This window comes from Edaphosphingomonas fennica, assembly GCF_003034225.1.
Taxonomy (GTDB): Bacteria; Pseudomonadota; Alphaproteobacteria; order Sphingomonadales; family Sphingomonadaceae; genus Sphingomonas_E; species Sphingomonas_E fennica.
Window position 1 is genome coordinate 1 of sequence record NZ_PHHF01000044.1, and the last position, 17,423, is coordinate 17,423.

Sequence of the window (17,423 nt, forward strand, 5' to 3'; positions counted from 1 at the left end):
ATACGCCCGGCGCCCCGCCGCCGACCGCTCCACCACCCGAGACGTAACTGACGATATAATCGGGTGAAGATCAGTCATGCCAGCTTACTCCATCGCGTTCGGTGAGCGCGATCGCGGCGGTCGGCCCCCAGGTGCCGGCCGCGTAACCGCCGGGGATCATGCCGGTGGCCTTCCAGCCGGCGCGGATGCCGTCGATCCAGCGCCACTGCGCCTCCACCTCGTCCCGCCGGACGAACAGGGTGGGATCGCCCTCGACCAGATCGAGCAGCAGCCGTTCATAGGCGATGCGCCGCCGGACGCCGGCAAAGGCATTGGGCACGGAGATGTCGAGCGGCACTTCCCGCACCAGGATGCCGTCGCGATCGAGGCCCGGTTCCTTCGCCATCACGAGGAGGCGGATATTCTCGTCCGGCTGGAGACGGATGACGAGCTTGTTGGCCGTAAGCCGGCGGCCCTCGAAGATCGAATGCGGCACGCCGCGGAACTGGACGATGATCTCCGACTGGCGGGCGGGCAGCCGCTTGCCGGTGCGCAGATAGAAGGGCACGCCCTTCCAGCGCCAGTTATCGATATGCGCCTTCAGGGCGACGAAGGTTTCGGTATCGGACGCGCGGCCAAGCTCGTCCGCATAGCCCGGCACGATCGCGCCGCCGACCGCACCGGCGCGATACTGGCCGATCACGCTGTGGCTGCCGATGCTGGCCGCGTCGATCGGGCGCAGCGATTTCAGCACCTTCACCTTCTCGTCGCGCACGGCGGCGGCATCGAAGCGGGCCGGCGCCTCCATGGCCACCAGCGCGAGGAGCTGGAGCATGTGGTTCTGCACCATATCGCGCAGCGCGCCGGTGCCGTCGTAGAAATCGACGCGCCCTTCGAGGCCGACGGTTTCCGAGACGGTGATCTGGACATGATCGATGCCGGCGGCGTTCCACAGCGGCTCGAACAGGCTGTTGGCGAAGCGCAGCGCGATCAGGTTCTGGACGGTTTCCTTGCCCAGATAATGATCGATGCGGAACGTCCGGTCCTCCGGGAAGGCGGCGGCCACCGCATCGTTGATCGCCCGGCTGGACGCGAGATCGAAGCCCAGCGGCTTTTCCAGCCCGATGCGAACGTTGTCACCGGCCAGACCGGCGGCGGCGAGGCCGGCGATCGTGGGTTCGAACAATTGCGGCGCGGTCGACAGGAAGATGGCGATCCCATCGCCCGCGCGCGGCCCCAGCGCATCGGCCAGCCGGCCGAAGCTTTCCGGCCGCGAGGCATCAAGCTCGACATAGCTCAGCCGGTCCAGGAAGGCGGCGATGCTGTCCACGCTGCGGTTTTCCGGCAGGACGTGCCGTTCCAGCGCCGCTTCGGCCATGGCGCGGAAGGAGGCATCGTCCTCCCCGCTCCGCGCCGTGCCGACGATGCGGAAATCCGGGGCGATCAGGCCATCCGCATGCAGGCCGTAAAGCGACGGCAGCAGCATGCGGCGCGCGAGATCGCCCGTCGCGCCGAACAGGATGAGGGTCTTCGCAAGCGACGGCATGGGAGGCTTACCGGTCTCCACAAACCGTCATCGGGGTCGAGACATAATCGAGCCGGATATCGGAGATCGACAGATCGAGGCCGGCCCCGCCCGAGAGGATGAAGGGCACGCGCACCTGCGACATATCGAGCCCGTCGCGGCGGAAGCAGCCGAGCGGGATGGCGAGCGTGGTCCATTCGCCCGGCTTGGCGGCGATGGTGCGGGTGACGGGCATCGCCTGGCGGCGGCCTTCGGTGCCCATGCCGATCGTCACCGGCCCCTGCCCGGCCTTGTCCAGCCGATATTCGACGATCAGGCTGATCTCGCCATTGGTCTCGCGCGAATAATCGAGCGGCTTGGGCGCCTCCAGCCGCGCCTCGGCCGTGCCGCTCCAAACGAGGCGGCGCGAATCCTCCTGCGCGCGATGGTCGACGCCGGTGACGGCAAGCGCGCCGCCCTTGCCGACCGCGCCGGCAAGCTTTGCGCCGCCCGCCCAGAAGGACCAGCCGTCCGGCAGGCGCCCCTTGCTCCAGAAACGGGTGGCCGGGCCGGTTTCCATGCCCTTGGGCCGGGTTTCGTCCAGCTTGCCGACATGGGCCGGCTGCGCATAGGTGAGGCCGTAGCCGATCGGGAAGAGCGGGTCATAGCCCGGATCGCGGCGGTTGAGGACGAACTGGTTGGGCAGCTTCGGCCAGGAGAAGCTGAGCCTGCCGCGCCAGTCATAGGCGATCGAGCCATCCGGCTTGCGGAACAGCATGTCGGCCACGCCGGCGCCTTCGGCACCCGGCAGGAAGGCGGCGACGAAGGCGTCCGAAGCGTTGATCTCCGCATTCACCCAGAGCGGCCGGCCGGAAAGGAACACGGCGACCACCGGAATGCCCTGCGCCTTCAGGCGGCGCAGCATCTCCAGATCGGACTTGTCCTCCGCGCTATATTCCAGATCGGCGCGGTCGCCGCGGAACTCGGCATAAGGCTGTTCGCCGAACACGACGATCGCCGCATCGGGCTTGGCGGTGAAGCGGCCTTCGGGCGAGAAGGTGGCGGTGCCGCCGCCGGCCTTAACCACATCGGCGATGCCGCTCCAGATCGACTGGCCGTTGGGGAAGGCCGAATTGGGCACGTCGATCCCCTGCCAGGTGATCGACCAGCCGCCGGCCGCCTGGCTGATCGTATCGGCGCCCGCCCCGGCGACGAGGATGTTGGCGCTGGGCTTCAGCGGCAGCACGCCTTCATTCTTCAGCAGCACCATGGATTCGCGCACCGCCCGGCGCGCCAGCGCGCGATGGGCCGGGGCTGCGATATTTTCGAACTTGCCGGCCATCGGCCGCGAGGACGGGCGGCCCCGCTCGAACAGGCCAGCGCGGATCTTCACGCGCAGGATGCGGCGCACGGCATCGTCCAGCCGCGCCATCGGGATCTCACCCGATTTCACCTGGGCGAGCGTGTTGGCATAGAGCTTCTTCCAGTCCGGCCCCGAATACATGAACATGTCAAGGCCGGCATTGATCGCCTTGGCGCAGCTTTCGTTGGTGCAGCCATCGACCTGGCCGTGGCTGTTCCAGTCGCCGACGACGAAGCCGTCAAAGTGCATGCGATCCTTGAGCACGCCGGTGAGCAGGCTCTTGTTGCCGCTCATCTTCTCGCCATTCCAGCTCGAGAAGCTGGCCATCACCGATTGGGTGCCCGCCTCGATCGCCTGCGGATAGCCGCCGAGATGAACGTCGCGCAGCACCTCCTCGGTCACGCGGGTATCGCCCTGGTCGCGGCCGCCGGTGCCGCCGTCGCCCAGGAAATGCTTGGTCGTGGCGATGACATGGCGGGGCGAAAGGAAATCCGGCGTGTTCACCTTGCCCTGCACGCCTTCGATCATGGCGCCGGCATAGGCCTGGGGAATGGCAGGTTCTTCCGAATAGCTTTCGTAGGTGCGGCCCCAGCGATCGTCCTGCACCACGGCGAGCGTGGGCGCGAAGGTCCAGTCGAGGCCGGCCGCCGCCGTCTCCAGCGCGGTGGCGGCGCCGATTTCGCGGATCAGATCGGGATCGTTGGCGGCGCCCAGCCCGATATTGTGCGGGAAGAGCGTGGCGCCGACGATGTTGTTGTTGCCGTGGACCGAATCCGTGCCCCAGATGATCGGGATGCGCGGGCGGCCGTCGCTGCGCTCCATCGAGGCGTCATAATATTCGTCCGCAAGCTGCATCCACTTGGCGGGCGAGGCATATTCATCGCCATAGGGGCCGGAATTGCCGCCGTTCAGAACCGATCCGATCTTCCACGTGCGGACATCGGCCGGGGTAATGCTGCCGATATCGACCTGGATGAGCTGGCCGACCTTGTCCTCCAGGCTCATCGCCGCCATCAGCTTGTCGATCCGCGCCTCAACGGCCGGATCGCGCGAGGGCTGCGCCTTCACCTCGGGCCAGATTTCCGGCCGGGCGACCGACGAGAGGTTTTCGGCGGTCGCCGGCCATGCCCCGACCAGAGCGACGGCGGCGAGGGAGACGGCAGTCAGATAGCGTGTCATCTTCTTGTCCCGGATCAGGCTGAAGCAGGCGGCCCAGCGACCGCCCGGATGGAAGAATGGAAAGGTGCGGCCGGCATCAGGCCTCCACCGGCGGCAGGGCATCGCCAGGCTCGGCGAGCCCAAGCTCGGTGGGATTGCGCCGGCAATAATAAGCGAAGGCCGCGATCAGCGCGTAGCAGACGGCCGGCACGATCAGCGCGAAGCGCAGGCTGGTGACGTCCGCCGCCTTGCCGGTGAGGAGCGGCACGATCGCGCCGCCGACGATGGCCATGCAGATGATGCCCGATCCTTCGGCCGCGCGTTCGCCCAGCCCCTCGCTCGCGAGGCTGAAGATCGTCGGGAACATGATGGCGTTCATCAGCCCGATGGCAAGCAGCGACCAGCCCGAGACGATCCCGGTTGTGTTGGCCGAGATCAGGATCAGCAGGATCGCGCCGAAGGTGACCGCAACCAGCATCCGGGCGGGCGCGATGAAGCGCATCAGCGCGGCGCCGATGAAGCGGCCGACCAGCGCGCCGCCCCAGTAGAAGATCAGGTGCTTGCCGGCATCCTCCGCGCCCAGCCCCATCACGTCCGACTGGACGAGATAGTTGACGATCAGCGATCCGATCGCGACCTCCGCCCCGACATAGAGGAAGATGCCGAGCGTGCCGAAGGCGAAGCGGGGGCGCTTCAGCAGGCCGAACGCCTGCAGGATATTGTCCTGCGCCTGATGTTCGCGCAGCCGGTTGCGGCCCATCCACACCACGCCGGCGATCACCAGCAAGGCGGCGGCGAGGCCGAGATAGGTGTGGACGATGGTGCGGGTCTCCTCCGCCCGGAACGCCGCCAGCGCGCCGCCGGAAAGCGTGGAGGGATCGACGGTGGCGAGCGAGCCCAGGATGAGGATCGAGCCCACCGGCGGGAAGATGGTGGTGCCCAGCGAGTTGAACGCCTGCGCGAAGGTGAGCCGGCTGTGCGCCGTGCGCGGCGCGCCGAGCATCGAGATCAGCGGATTGGCGACGACCTGGACGATGGTGATGCCCGCGCCCAGCACGAACAGCGCGCCCAGGAACAGGCCGAACTGGCCCGCCCCCGATGCCGGCACGAACAGCAGGCAGCCCGCCATCATCGTCAGCAGGCCGATCGACGCGGTGCGCATATAGCCCATGCGCTGCACGATCATCGCGGCCGGCAGCGAAACGATGAAATAGGCCGCGAAAAAGGCGGACTGGACGAGCATCGCCTCGTGATAGCTGAGCGTGAAAAGCTCCTTCAGCTTCGGGATCAGCACATCGTTGAGGCTGGTGATGCCGCCGAAGATGAAGAAAAGCGCGAAGACGAACCAGCGGAGGCTGGCGACCGATCCGGTCGTCTCAGCCGCCTGGCCCGTGGACGCCACGGAAAGCGCCATGTTTATTTCCCCCCTGCGATATGGCGGCCGATGACCGGAACCGTCACGGCTGCATCCGGTCCGCGGCGAGCGTGATCGTCCCTTCCGCGACATGATCGATCGCGGTGCGGCCGATGGCGAAGCGGCGCGGGCCGCCATCCACCACCCAGCCGCGCTGCGCGGTATCGAAACGCGCGAAGGTGCGGCATTCCAGCGGGATCGTCACCCGCTGCGTCCGGCCCGGATCGATCGAGACGCGGGCGAAGCCGGCCAGCCGCCAGGTCGGCGCATCCGCCCCGCCCTGCACATAGACCTGAACGACATCGTCGCCGGCCCGCGCGCCGCTGTTGGTAACGTCGATGCTCACCGTCGGCGCGGCGCCGCCGGTCGCCTCGGGCTTGCCATAGGTGAAGCGGGTGTAGCTGAGGCCGTGGCCGAACGGGAAAAGCGGCTTCTGGCCGGTCTTCTCATACCAGCGATAGCCGACGTCCGCGCCTTCCTGATAATCGACCGGGAAAGACTCCACGCCCACGGATACGCCATGGTTGGAGGTGGCGCCCGCCGCCTTCGCCGCCTGCATCGCCTTCAGCTGGGCAAGGCCCACCGGCTCGGGCCGGGGCGCCTGGCTGGCGCTCGCCGGGAAGGTGATCGGCAGGCGGCCCGACGGGTTCACGGCGCCCGTCAGGATATTGGCGATCGCCTCGCCGCCGCGCTGGCCGGGATACCAGGCCTGCAGCACCGCCGGCACCTTGCCGATCCACGGCATCAGCACCGGGCCACCGGTTTCCAGCACCACCAGCGTCTTGCCGTTGGCGGCGGCAACCGCATCGATCAGGGCGTCCTGATCGTCCGGCAGCGCGATCGTCTCGGTATCCTGCGCCTCGGTCTGCCATTGCCAGGCGAAGACGATGGCGAGATCGGCATCGCGCGCGGCGGCCGCGGCGGCGGCGGGGTCCTTCCCGTCGACATAGCGGACGTCCGCGCCCGGCAGCGCCGCCTTGATCGCCTTCAACGGCGACGAGGCGTGCCAGGTGACGCGGGCGAAGGACGCGGCCTCGCCCTCGGTCAGCGGGATTTCCACCGGCGCGCCGCCGGTCGACCGCACCTGCGAGGAGCCGCCGCCGGAAAGCACGCCGACATCGGCATGCGCGCCGATCAGCACCACCTTGCGCGCGGTGCGCGCCAGCGGCAGCAGTTCGCCTTCATTCTTGAGGAGAACGATGCCCTTTTCGGCCACCGCCTGCGCGACATCGGCATGATCGTCGAGCGGGATGGGCTGCGGCGTGGCGGGCACCGGATCGTCCATCAGCCCGCTGGCGATCACGCCCGTCAGGATGCGGCGCACCATATCGTCCAGCCGCGCCTGCGGCACCCGGCCGGCCTTGATCGCCGCGCGCAGCGGCTTGTCGAAATAGATCGCCTTGTCGAGTTCCTGGCCGGACTGCTGATCCAGCCCCGAAAGCGCGGCCTTCTCGGTCGAATGGACGGCGCCCCAATCGGACATCACCCAGCCCGGATATTTCCAGTCGCCCTTCAGCACGCCGTTCAGCAGCGCATCCTGCTCGCACGCATAATGGCCGTTGATCTTGTTGTAGGCGCACATCACCGAACCGGGCCGGCCGCGCTCGATCGCGATCTGGAAGGCAAGGAGATCGCTCTCGCGCAGCGCCTGCTCGCCGATCCGCGCGTCGAGGACGTGGCGGCCGGTCTCCTGCGAATTCAGCACATAATGCTTCACGGTGGAGACGATGTGATTGCTCTCCACGCCGGCGATCGCCTCGCCGCCCAGCACGCCGGCCAGCAGCGGGTCTTCGCCCAGATATTCGAAGTTGCGGCCGTTCCAGGGATCGCGCGTCAGGTTGACGCCGCCGGCCAGCAGGATGTTGAACGTCTTGGCGCGCGCCTCCGCGCCGATCATGACACCGCCGGCGCGGGCCAGTTCCGGGCTGAACGTCGCCGCCGTGGCGAGGCCGGCGGGAAGCGCCGTCGCCGTATCGCCCTTGCGCTGCTCGATCTGGTTGGCAACGCCAAGGCTCGCATCGCTTTCGCGCAGCGTGGGGATGCCCAGGCGCGGGATACCGGGGATATGGCCGGCGGACGGGATCATCCCCATCTTCTTCGCCGGCTTGGCGAGCGGCGGGAAATAGCCGTGCACCATCTGGATCTTCTCGTCGAACGTCATCGCCTTGACGAGGAGGTCGGCCCGCGCGGCGGCATCCAGGCTGCGATCCGCCCAGGGCTGCGCCGCGGGAGCGGCCATGGCCGGCAGCGCCGCGACCGGCACCGCACTGGTTGCGAGGAGGACGGAGAGGATCAGCTTCTTCATATCGGTCCTTGACGCTTACGCAGCCCGCAACTGTTCGAGCAGCGCACGATGGGGCGGAAGTTCGGCCACCGCCTGGCGGGCGGCCTGGAAAACGCGGACGAAGGCGGCGCCGGCCTGCTCATCGTCGCGATGGCTGGAGGAGACCGCCGCCGGATCGGTGCAGAATCCCATGCCATAGAGGATGAATTGCCAGCTCGCCGGCAGGAAGGTTTCGTGATCGACGACGAAATCGAAGCGCGAGGGCGGGCGGTGGCGCCATTGCGCCAGCTTGTCGCGCAGCCCCTCGGGAATGCTCGCCGCGTCGCTATTGTCGCGCCAATAGGCGGTGTCGCGGCGGCCGCTGATGCAATAATGGAGCTTCAGGAACTCGACGATCGCATCGAAGCGGGCGAGCATCAGGCGGTTATACTGGCGCGCGGCGGCGGCCATTGCGGCCTCGTCGATCGCCGGGGAGCCGAGGAAATCGGAGATCATCCGCGCCGCCACCTCGATCAGCATGATGCCGGTCGATTCCAGCGGCTCGAAAAAGCCGGCCGAAAGGCCGACCGCCGCGCAATTGCCGATCCACTGGACCGAGCGATAGCCGCTTTCGAAACGAAGCTGGCGGGGCGAAAGGCCATCCGCCGCCTTGCCGATATAAGCGCGCAGCACGCGCTCGGCCGCCTCGTCGTCGCTGTGGCGGCTGGAATAGACATAGCCGATGCCCCGGCGCGCGCCGAGGCCGATATCCCACGTCCAGCCCGCCTCGTGCGCGGTCGCCAGCGTATAGGGGCGGATCGGCGTATCGGCATCGCCGTGCGGCACCTGCATCGCCAGCGCGCGATCGTTGAACAGCACGTCGCCGACATGCCGGAAGGGCGAACCCAGCGCCTTGCCGATCAGCAGCGCGCGGAAGCCGGAGCAATCGATGAAGAAATCGCCCTCGATGGCCTCGCGGCCATCCCCGGGAACCACGGCGGCAATGCGGCCGTCCTCGGCCTGCCGCACCTCGTTGATGGTCGCTTCGATCCGCTCGACGCCGTTGGCCGTGGCCACCTTGCGGAGATAATCGGCGAAGCGCGCCGCGTCGAAATGATAGGCATAGTTCATCGGGCCGTCGAAGCCCGGATCGCTGGCGCGCTTGGGCGCGCAGCCGGCACGGATCACATGCCCCTGCACCGTCACGGCATCGGCATAGGAAGGCCGCCTGGCCTCGCCCGCCGCCTTGATCCAGTAGGGAAGCAGCCCTTCGTCGCCGCCATAAGGCAGGTTGAAGGGGTGGAAATAATCGTCGGTATCGTTGCCGGGTGTTGGACCGCCGGTCCAGCCGGAAAAGCGCACCCCCTGCTTGAAGCTTCCATCCGCCTCGCGCAGGAACTCCCGTTCGTCGACGCCGATGGCCGACAGGGTTTCGCGGATCGTGGGGAAGGTGCCCTCGCCCACGCCGATGATGCCGATATCCGGGCTTTCGACCAGGGTGATCGACCAGCCGGACCGGCCGAGCGAGCGGATGAGATAAGCAGCCGTCAACCAGCCGGCGGTGCCGCCGCCCACGATGATGATCCGCTTCGCCATACCGCACCGTCCTTCAAAAAGGAGGCGGTCATTGCCTTCCGAAGATTGCAATGACCGCGAAGGGTTGGGCCGTGCGAGGGGACGCCCGGCCCGGGGAGAGACCTTAGAACTTGGTCCGCGCCCGCACGCCCCACGTGCGCGGCGGCTGGAGGTTGGAGAGGAAGACCGGGTCGTAACGCGGTGCGCCGAAGGCGCCTGCGCTGGTGCGGATCTTCCCGTTTTCGATGTTCTGGATGAAAGCCTCGACCGAATATTTGTCGTCCGCGGCAGTGAAGCGGATCGACGCATCGGTGCGGATATAGGCCTTCTGGCGATCCCAGCTCGTGCCCCAGCCACCGCGGTTCGGAATGTTATCCGTATTCTCGGTGATGAAGGGGTTGCCGTCGCCGTTGAAGTAGCTGAGCCAGCTCTTCGTCTCATAGTGGGTGCTGACGCGCGGCGTGATCGTCGCGCCGCTGGCCAGCTCGAAGTCATGCTCGTAGCTTGCCGTGGCCGAGAAACGCGGCGCGTGGGCCAGCTCGTTGCCCTTCAGCTGAACGACCGAGGAAGGCTTGCCGCCGTCGTAGAGGCGGCCGTCCACGCTCTCCAGATCCTCCAGCTTGGTCTTCTGGATGGTGCCGGAGAATTGCAGGCGATCCTGATCCGTGACGTTGGCGACCAGTTCCGCTTCGAGACCATAGGCCTTGGCGCCCTTGGCGTTCTGCGTGACCATCTGGCTCCGGATGACATTGCCTTCGTCGTCGCGGAAGGTGACGGCCTGGTTGACCTGATAGCCCTTGAAGTCGCTGTAATAGGCCGCGAGGTTCAGCGTCACGCGACGATCGAACAGGCGGGTCTTCAGGCCGACTTCATAGTTGGTCAGCGTCTCCGGCTTGGTGAGGCCGGCATTGTCCTGGATGTTGCCCGACTTAAAGCCCGAGCTGATGCTCGCATAGCCCAGGATGTCGTCGGCCAGATCCGCATCGACGCGGGCGAGGTAGGTCACCTTGTCCCACTTGCCCTTCACGTCGTTGTTCGAGATCGAGTAGCCGGGCAGCAGGTTGACGAGCTCATCGGCGGTGGCATCCGGATAGGCGCCGAAGATGCCACCCTGGCAGGCGCCGCCGGGGGCCTTGTCCGCATCCGAGCAACCATCGCCCGAATACATCACGTTGCGGCCGCCCTTGTCCTGCTTCTTGTCGGACGTGTAGCGCAGGCCGCCGGTGACGCGCAGCCAATCGGTGGCATGCCACACGGCCTGGCCGAAGACGGCGCGGGAGTCGATCTGGCGGTTGGCCTGGATGAAGCTGCCCGCCCAGGAGAAGGTCCCGTCGCGATAGCCGTTCCGCTGGTCGATATCGAAGCGGATCTTGTTCTTCTCGTGGCTGTAGTAAGCGCCAAGGATCCAGTCGACGGCCTGCTCGCCGGTCGACTTCAGCTGGAGCTCGTGGCTCTGGAAGTCGTAGCGCGACCAGACGGTGCGGTTCTCGTTGAAGGCGCCCAGATACAGGTCGTTGCCGTCGGCATCGACCTGGCCGGTCGGCGGCAGCGCGCCGGCATCGGAATCGACCTGGGTGGAACCGCCGATGCGCGACCAGCCGGCGATGTAGCTGACCTGGATGCCATCGGTGACGTCGTAGTTCATCGTGCTGCGCACGGCGACCGAGTAGCGATCGGTGTCGGGCGCGGTATCGCTCAACGTCGACCAGCGCTTGGTGCCGGGGCGCGCGGTCTGGAGCAGGCCGACGACCGGGGCGCCATTGTCGAGGAAGCCTTCAGCGGAGAGGTTCCAGCTGAAGCGATCGCTGGGTTCCCACAGCATCGACACGCGGCCGGACTGCTGATCGGCGGCATAATATTTCTTGCCGGTCGACACGAAGGCCGACTTGTTGATCCCCGGAACGTCCGGCGCCTGCTGGAAATCGGCATAGCCATCGTGACGATCGGTCACGAAGGCGACGCGGAAGGCCAGCGTGTCGGTGACGGGGATGTTGATCGCGCCGCGAACGCCGAGGCGATCATAGTTGCCCGCGACGACTTCGACATTGCCGCCGAATTCGCCGAGCTTCGGCTTGGCCGAGATCAGGCTGAGCGCACCGACGGTGGCGTTGCGGCCGAACAGCGTGCCCTGCGGGCCGCGCAGCACTTCAACGCGCTCCATGTCGTACATGAGCACCGAGGCGCCCTGCGCGCGCGGCGAATAGATGCCGTCGACATAGATGGCGACTTCCGGGTCGGCGACTTCCGTGAAAGCGCTGTCATTGCCGATGCCGCGAAGCGTGAGCAGCACGGCCGACTGGTCGCCCTGCTGGTTGAACTGGAGGCTCGGCACGAAACGCGCCAGATCCGTGACATCCTTGACCTGCTGCTTGTCGAGCGCGCCCTGGCTGAAGGCCGAGACGGCGATCGGTGTGCTCTGCAGGTTGGTTTCGCGACGCGTGGCCGTGACAACGATGTCATCAACGCCACGATATTCGCCGGCCGTCTGGGCGGCATCACCCCCCGCGGGCGAGGTCTGCGCGAAGGCGCCCTGCGTCCACGAAATCGCTACGGCGAAGGCGGTGCTGGCCGCCAAAATGCCCCTATTCTTCATGCTCGGTCTCCCTGGCCGGGCCTTATTATCAGGCCGCGACATACGTCAACACGCCCGAAATCGTCCAGCGATTTCGGGATTTATCGATTATACGACAATATCACCCGCCACCCCGTTGGGATCGCGAGCGAATTTCGATGATCTTTAGTTGGATCCAGTCACGCGCATAACTGCGCTCATGCGGAACTGCTCATAGGACATCCCCTAAATTGCCGGGCTCAACCGGTCTCTGCGACTCCCCTTTAAGCAGATATTGAGAACGTTCACAATATCAAATCGCCACCCCAGATTCCCGTTGCGGCGCGGCGCGCGCTGGCTGATAGCTTGGGGAAACAAGCGAACCAGTGGGAAACGGGTCGGCGGAGATGGGCGCAGTAACGATAAAGCATGTGGCGAAAGAGGCCGGCGTTTCGCTTCAAACGGTGTCCCGCGTTGTCAACAACGGACCCAACGTCACCGATGCTATGCGCGAACGGGTGCGCGCCGCGATCGACAAGCTGGGCTATGTGCCCAACATGGCCGCGCGCCGCATGGGCGGATCGAAATCCTACCTCCTCGTCGCCTTCAACGATCGCAAGCCGACGCTGGAAAAATGGCGCGCGGGCCGCGGCAGCGACTGGGTGGCGCAGATGCTGCTGGGCGCGATCCCGCGCTGCGAGCGCGACGGATATCACCTGCTGCTGGAACTGCTGGACGGCCATTCGGCGAAGCTGCACCAGAAGATCGATGCCATCATCTCCTCGCTGCGCCCGGACGGCGTGATCCTCACCCCGCCCCATTCGCAGGACCGGAGCATCATCGACCAGCTCGAGCATCGCAAGGTCCCCTATGCCCGCCTCAGCCCCGGCGAGGACGACGAACGCGGCTTCCGCGTGCGGATGGACGAACGGCAGGCGGCCGTCATGGCGACGCGCCACCTGCTCGACCTCGGTCACCGGCGCATCGGCTTCCTTACCGGATCGGCGGAATATGCCGTCAGCACGGAACGGCTCGAAGGCTTCCGCGCCGCGATGGCCGATGCCGGCGCGGCGATCGCGCCGGAATGGGTGCGGCAGGGCGAGTTCAGCTTCGAATCCGGGATCGCATCGGCCGACGCGCTGTTCGCCCTGCGCGGACCGCCCACCGCGATCATCGCCAGCAGCGACGAACAGGCGCTGGCCGTCCTGCATCGCGCCAAGGATATGGGGCTGGATGTGCCGGCGGACCTTTCGCTGATCAGCTTCGACGATACCCCGCCGATCGCCTTCAGCCTGCCGCCGCTCACCGCCATCCGCCATCCCACCGCCGCCATGGCCGAACGCGCCGCCGCGCTGTTGATCGAAGGCCATGGGCTGGACATGCCCCCCTCCCCGCCCTGCACCCTGCCGTTCGAGTTGGTCGTGCGCGGCTCCACCGTGCCGCCACGCCGTTGACCCGGCCGATGGCCTCGCCGCCGCTCCGGCGCTTCCTCTGGCTCTATCCGCTTGCCAATGGGGGAGCCTATATCGCCTTCCTGCCCTTGCTGACGCTGATCGTGCCGCTGCGCGCGGCGGAGATCGGCGGCGCCGGCAAGGTCGCGCTGCTGAGCGAGACGCTGGCCGCCGGCGTGCTGATGGCGACCGTCGCCAACATCCTGGCCGGCATGGCGAGCGATCGCACGCGGGCGCGCTTCGGCACGCGGCTGCCCTGGCTGTGGATCGGGCTGGCGGCAAGCTGGATCGGCTACGGACCGGACTGGTGCTGGCCGCGCGGGACATGATCGCCCTCATATTGGCGGTGGCCTTCTTCCAGGCCGGCTTCAACACGCTGTTCGGGCCAATGACAGCGTTGTTCGCGGATAAGGTGCCGGACCGGCTGAAGGGCCGGGTTTCGGCCTTCGCCAGCCTTGCCTGGCCGGCCGGGCTGCTCGGCACCGCCTTGATCGGCCTGCCCGCCTTCACCGGCAACAACGGCCGGGTGCTGGCGCTGATCGGGTTTACCGCGCTGCTGATCCTGCCCCTGCTGCTGGCATGGCCCCGCGCGCTGGCCGATGTGCCGACCCCGCCGGCAGGCGCGGACGACAAACAGGCGAGGCCGCGCCTGTCGGCAACATTCTATAGCCTGTGGGCGGCGAAGCTGCTGGTCCAGCTATCGGGCAACGTGCTGCACAGCTATTTCCTCTTCTACCTGCAGGATCTGCTACGCCACCCCTCCCCCCACGCGCCGCCGACCGCCGAGATCGGCTTTGCCGGGATCATGACGCTGTCGACGATCGCCACGGCGCTGCTGTCGATCGCCTTCGGCCACAGTTCGGACCGCGCCGACCGGCGCAAGCCGTTCCTGCTCGCCGCCATCGCCCTGATGGCGACGGGGCTGGGCATCCTCATCCTCGGCAGCAGCTGGACGGCGGCGCTGATCGGCTACACGCTGACCACCGCCGGGCTCGGCGCGTTCATGACCGTGGATATCGCGCTCGTCGCCCAGATCCTGCCTTCGGACCGGCATCGCGGCCGCGACCTCGGCGTGATGAACGTGGCCAACACGCTGCCCGCGATGATCGGCCCGATGATCACGCTGACGATCCTGGACAGGATGGGCGGCGGCTATGACGGCCTGTTCGCCTTCCTCCTCTGCGCGCTGGCGGGAAGCGCCATCATCCTCATCGCCAATCGGACGCTGCGCTAGGGTATAGCTATCGGATTTTCCGGGGGACTCCCTCGCCGCCCCGCTTCGCGCTACAAGGACGGCCCAGACAGCCGGGAGACCGCCATGAGCATGTCGTCGAGCCGCCCCAAGCATGTCCTGATCCTCTGCCACCCCGACGAGCACAGCTTCAACGCCGCGGTGGCCGAGCGATATGAGCGAACGATACGGTCGCTCGGCCATGAGGTGGTGGTCCGCGATCTCTACCGGATGCATTTCGATCCGGTGCTGAAGGCGTCCGAGCGGCCGACCGCCGCCGATTTCACCCTGTCCGCCGATGTCGCGGCCGAACTGGAGCTGATCCAGGGCGCGGCGGCCTTCGTCCTCGTCTATCCGCTCTGGTATGGCATGCCGCCGGCGATGCTGAAGGGCTATGTCGAACGGGTGCTGGGCGCGGGCTTCCCCTTCGGGGCGCTGCGCATGCAGATGCCCAATCCCCTGCTGAGCGGGCGCCGGCTGCTCAGCTTCACCTCATCGGGCACGACGCGCGCCTGGCTGGACGAGCAAGGCGCCGCGCTTTCGCTGCGCAACCTGTTCGACGATTATCTCCGGCACGGATTCTCGCTGGAATCCACCGATCACGTCCATTTCGCATCGATCGTGGAAGGCATCCAGCCGCGCGTGGTGGAGGAACATCTGTTCGAGGTGGAGCAGACGGCGCGGAAGCTCGCCAGCCTGCTGCCGCGCAACGGCTAGGTTCCGGCAGATCAGCAGGCGAGCGCGCGGCGGCGGCTCGCTTTCTCGTCCCACACGGCGATGCCGAGGATCGCCAGCCCGCCGAGCGCGAGCAGGCTGCCCACCGGCCCGGTCGAAGTCCAGCCATAGCCGGCGGCGATCGCCAGGCCGCCCAGCCACGGCCCCAGCGCATTGGCGAAGTTGAAGGCGCTGTGGTGCAAGGCGGCGGCAAGCGTCTGCGCATCCCCCGCCACATCCATCAGCCGCGTCTGCAGCACCACGCCCACGCCGCCGCCCAGGCCGATCAGGAAGATATTGGCGGAAAGCGACCAGATATTGCCCGCCGTCAACGGGAACAGCGCCAGCGTCACCGCGCTCCACAACAGCATGCCCGCCGCCGTCGGCATCAGGGCGCGATCGGCCAGCCAGGCGGCACCGAGATTGCCGATGGTGAGGCCGACGCCGAATATGCCGAGCACCAGCGGCACCATCTCGCCCGATACATGCGTCACCTCCAGCATGGTGGAGGCGACATAGGTGTAGACGGCGAAGAGGCCGCCGAAACCGATCGCGCCGGTGCCCAGCGTGAGCCAGACCTGCCGGCGGCCGAGCGCCCCCAGCTCGCGCAGGGGGCTCGCGCCGGCGGCCGGGCGGTCATGCGGCGCGAACTTCCACACCAGCAATGCGGTGATCAGCGCCAGCACCGCGACGATGGCGAAGCCCCAGCGCCAGCCGATAAGCTGGCCCAGCCCGTTGGCCGCCGGCACGCCGATCACCGTGGCGATGGTGAGGCCGGCCATCACCCGCGCCACCGCCTGCGCCCGCCGGTTGGGCGGGACGAGACCGGCGGCGACAAGGGCCGCCACGCCGAAATAGGCGCCATGCGGCAACCCGCTCAGAAAACGGAACAGCAGCATCCAGCCGTAAGTGGGGGCCAGCGCGCTCAGGCCGTTGCCCAGCGCGAACATCGCCATCAGCAGGATCAGCAGGGTGCGCCGCGGCATGCGCGCGGCCAGCACCGCCACGATCGGCGCGCCGACCACGACGCCGAGCGCATAGGCGCTGATCACATGGCCCGCCGTCGGCGCATCGATGCCCAGCGCCGGCGCGAAATAGGGCACGAGGCTCATCGCCGCAAACTCGGTGGTGCCGATCGCGAAGCCGCCCATCGCAAGCGCGAGCATGACGAGCCCGGGGTGAACCGCCGGGGGAGCGGAGTTGGTGGTGTCGGCCATGATGTCCATGCTGCACTGCAAGATGGCATGCAGATAACGCTACCACCCGGCTCCATCAACCCACGGCGGCGAATTGGCGGGCCGCCCAGTCGAGAAAGACCCGCACGCGCGGCGACAATTGCCGGTTGGGCGGATAAAGCAACGACACCGGCACCGAGGGCGGCGGCGTTTCGAGAAGGATCGGGACGAGCGAGCCCTGGCGGAGATCCCGCTCGGCATGGAACAGCGGCACCTGGAACAGCCCCAACCCCAGCCGCGCCACCACGATATAGCTTTCGGTGCCCGTGACGGAGACTGGGGCGGGCAGCATGATCGATCGATAGCCGCCCTTGCCGTCGGCGAATTCCAGCGGCGCGAGGTGGCCGGTGGTGATCGATCGAAGGCCGATCATGCGATGGCCGGCAAGGTCGTCCGGGCTGCGAGGCACGCCATGTCGCTCGAGATAGGCGGGCGCCGCGCAGGTCAGCCGCTCGATCATCGTCACGCGGCGGCGCACCATCTCGCTGTCGGGCAGATGGCCGTAGCGCAGCACGCAATCCACCCCTTCGCGCACCATGTCCACCCAGCGCTCGCCCTCGCTGATCACAAGCTCGATATCGGGATATTCGGCGAGGAAGGCCGGCAGGCCCGGCAGCAGGAAGTGGCGCGCCAGCGTGCCCTGCACCTCCACCCGCAGCAGGCCCCGGGGCTTCGCCGCACCGAAGGCGCCTTCGGCATTTTCGATATCGGCGAGAATCGCCACGCAGCGGCGGGCATAGGCCTCGCCGTCCAAAGTAGGGCTGACGGAGCGGGTGGTCCGCTGGAGCAGCCGCACGCCAAGCCGCTCCTCCATCTGCTTGATCACCTGCGTCACGGTCGATCGCGGCACGCCGGTGTCATGGGCGGCGGCCGTGAAGCTCCTCCGCTCCACCACCCGCACGAACAGGCGCATCGCATCGATCCGGTCCATGGCCGCCTTATTGTTTGTTAAATCGGAACAGTGATGCCGAATATAGGCCGATTA

12 protein-coding genes are annotated in these 17,423 nt (G+C 67.3%); 4 read left to right on the forward strand and 8 right to left on the reverse strand.

The window, feature by feature from the left end; all coding sequences use genetic code 11:
- Positions 1–70: 70 nt before the first annotated feature.
- The 6 genes from zwf to CV103_RS10465 form a co-directional block, all read right to left on the reverse strand.
- Complete coding sequence (gene zwf / locus CV103_RS10440; RefSeq protein ID WP_015460014.1) at positions 71–1,525, reverse strand: glucose-6-phosphate dehydrogenase; 1,455 nt, start codon at positions 1,523–1,525, stop codon at positions 71–73.
- A gap of 7 nt (positions 1,526–1,532) precedes the next feature.
- Positions 1,533–4,025, reverse strand: coding sequence for a glycoside hydrolase family 3 protein (locus CV103_RS10445; protein WP_107394947.1), 2,493 nt, complete (start codon positions 4,023–4,025; stop codon positions 1,533–1,535).
- A 76-nt stretch (positions 4,026–4,101) separates the two neighbouring features.
- Complete coding sequence (locus CV103_RS10450; RefSeq protein ID WP_107394881.1) at positions 4,102–5,418, reverse strand: sugar MFS transporter; 1,317 nt, start codon at positions 5,416–5,418, stop codon at positions 4,102–4,104.
- Between the two features lie 43 nt (positions 5,419–5,461).
- Positions 5,462–7,723 (reverse strand): beta-glucosidase family protein, encoded by a 2,262-nt coding sequence (locus tag CV103_RS10455; RefSeq protein WP_107394882.1) that lies wholly within the window; start codon positions 7,721–7,723, stop codon positions 5,462–5,464.
- Between the two features lie 15 nt (positions 7,724–7,738).
- Positions 7,739–9,277, reverse strand: a complete 1,539-nt coding sequence (locus CV103_RS10460) for a tryptophan halogenase family protein (protein ID WP_107394883.1) — start codon at positions 9,275–9,277, stop codon at positions 7,739–7,741.
- Positions 9,278–9,380: 103 nt separating this feature from the next.
- Positions 9,381–11,849 carry a TonB-dependent receptor gene (locus CV103_RS10465; protein WP_107394884.1) on the reverse strand — a complete coding sequence of 823 codons (2,469 nt, stop codon included), beginning with the start codon at positions 11,847–11,849 and terminating at the stop codon, positions 9,381–9,383.
- Positions 11,850–12,238: 389 nt separating this feature from the next.
- Here CV103_RS10465 and CV103_RS10470 point away from each other — a divergent pair, with 389 nt between their 5' ends.
- The 4 genes from CV103_RS10470 (at position 12,239) to CV103_RS10480 (ending at position 15,206) form a co-directional block, all read left to right on the forward strand.
- Positions 12,239–13,261: a LacI family DNA-binding transcriptional regulator gene (locus CV103_RS10470; protein WP_342749163.1), complete on the forward strand. Its 1,023-nt coding sequence runs from the start codon at positions 12,239–12,241 to the stop codon at positions 13,259–13,261.
- Positions 13,262–13,269: 8 nt separating this feature from the next.
- Positions 13,270–13,587 (forward strand): hypothetical protein, encoded by a 318-nt coding sequence (locus CV103_RS22420; RefSeq protein ID WP_170112610.1) that lies wholly within the window; start codon positions 13,270–13,272, stop codon positions 13,585–13,587.
- Positions 13,566–14,492 carry an MFS transporter gene (locus CV103_RS10475; protein ID WP_170112611.1) on the forward strand — a complete coding sequence of 309 codons (927 nt, stop codon included), beginning with the start codon at positions 13,566–13,568 and terminating at the stop codon, positions 14,490–14,492. The genes CV103_RS22420 and CV103_RS10475 overlap by 22 nt, the downstream gene beginning before the upstream one ends.
- Before the next feature lie 84 nt (positions 14,493–14,576).
- On the forward strand, positions 14,577–15,206 hold the full coding sequence (locus CV103_RS10480) for an NAD(P)H-dependent oxidoreductase (protein ID WP_107394887.1): 630 nt from the start codon (positions 14,577–14,579) through the stop codon (positions 15,204–15,206).
- An 11-nt stretch (positions 15,207–15,217) separates the two neighbouring features.
- Here CV103_RS10480 and CV103_RS10485 read toward each other — a convergent pair whose 3' ends face one another.
- Complete coding sequence (locus tag CV103_RS10485) at positions 15,218–16,420, reverse strand: MFS transporter (RefSeq protein ID WP_015460005.1); 1,203 nt, start codon at positions 16,418–16,420, stop codon at positions 15,218–15,220.
- Positions 16,421–16,475: 55 nt separating this feature from the next.
- On the reverse strand, positions 16,476–17,369 hold the full coding sequence (locus tag CV103_RS10490) for a LysR family transcriptional regulator (RefSeq protein ID WP_107394888.1): 894 nt from the start codon (positions 17,367–17,369) through the stop codon (positions 16,476–16,478).
- Positions 17,370–17,423: the final 54 nt, after the last annotated feature.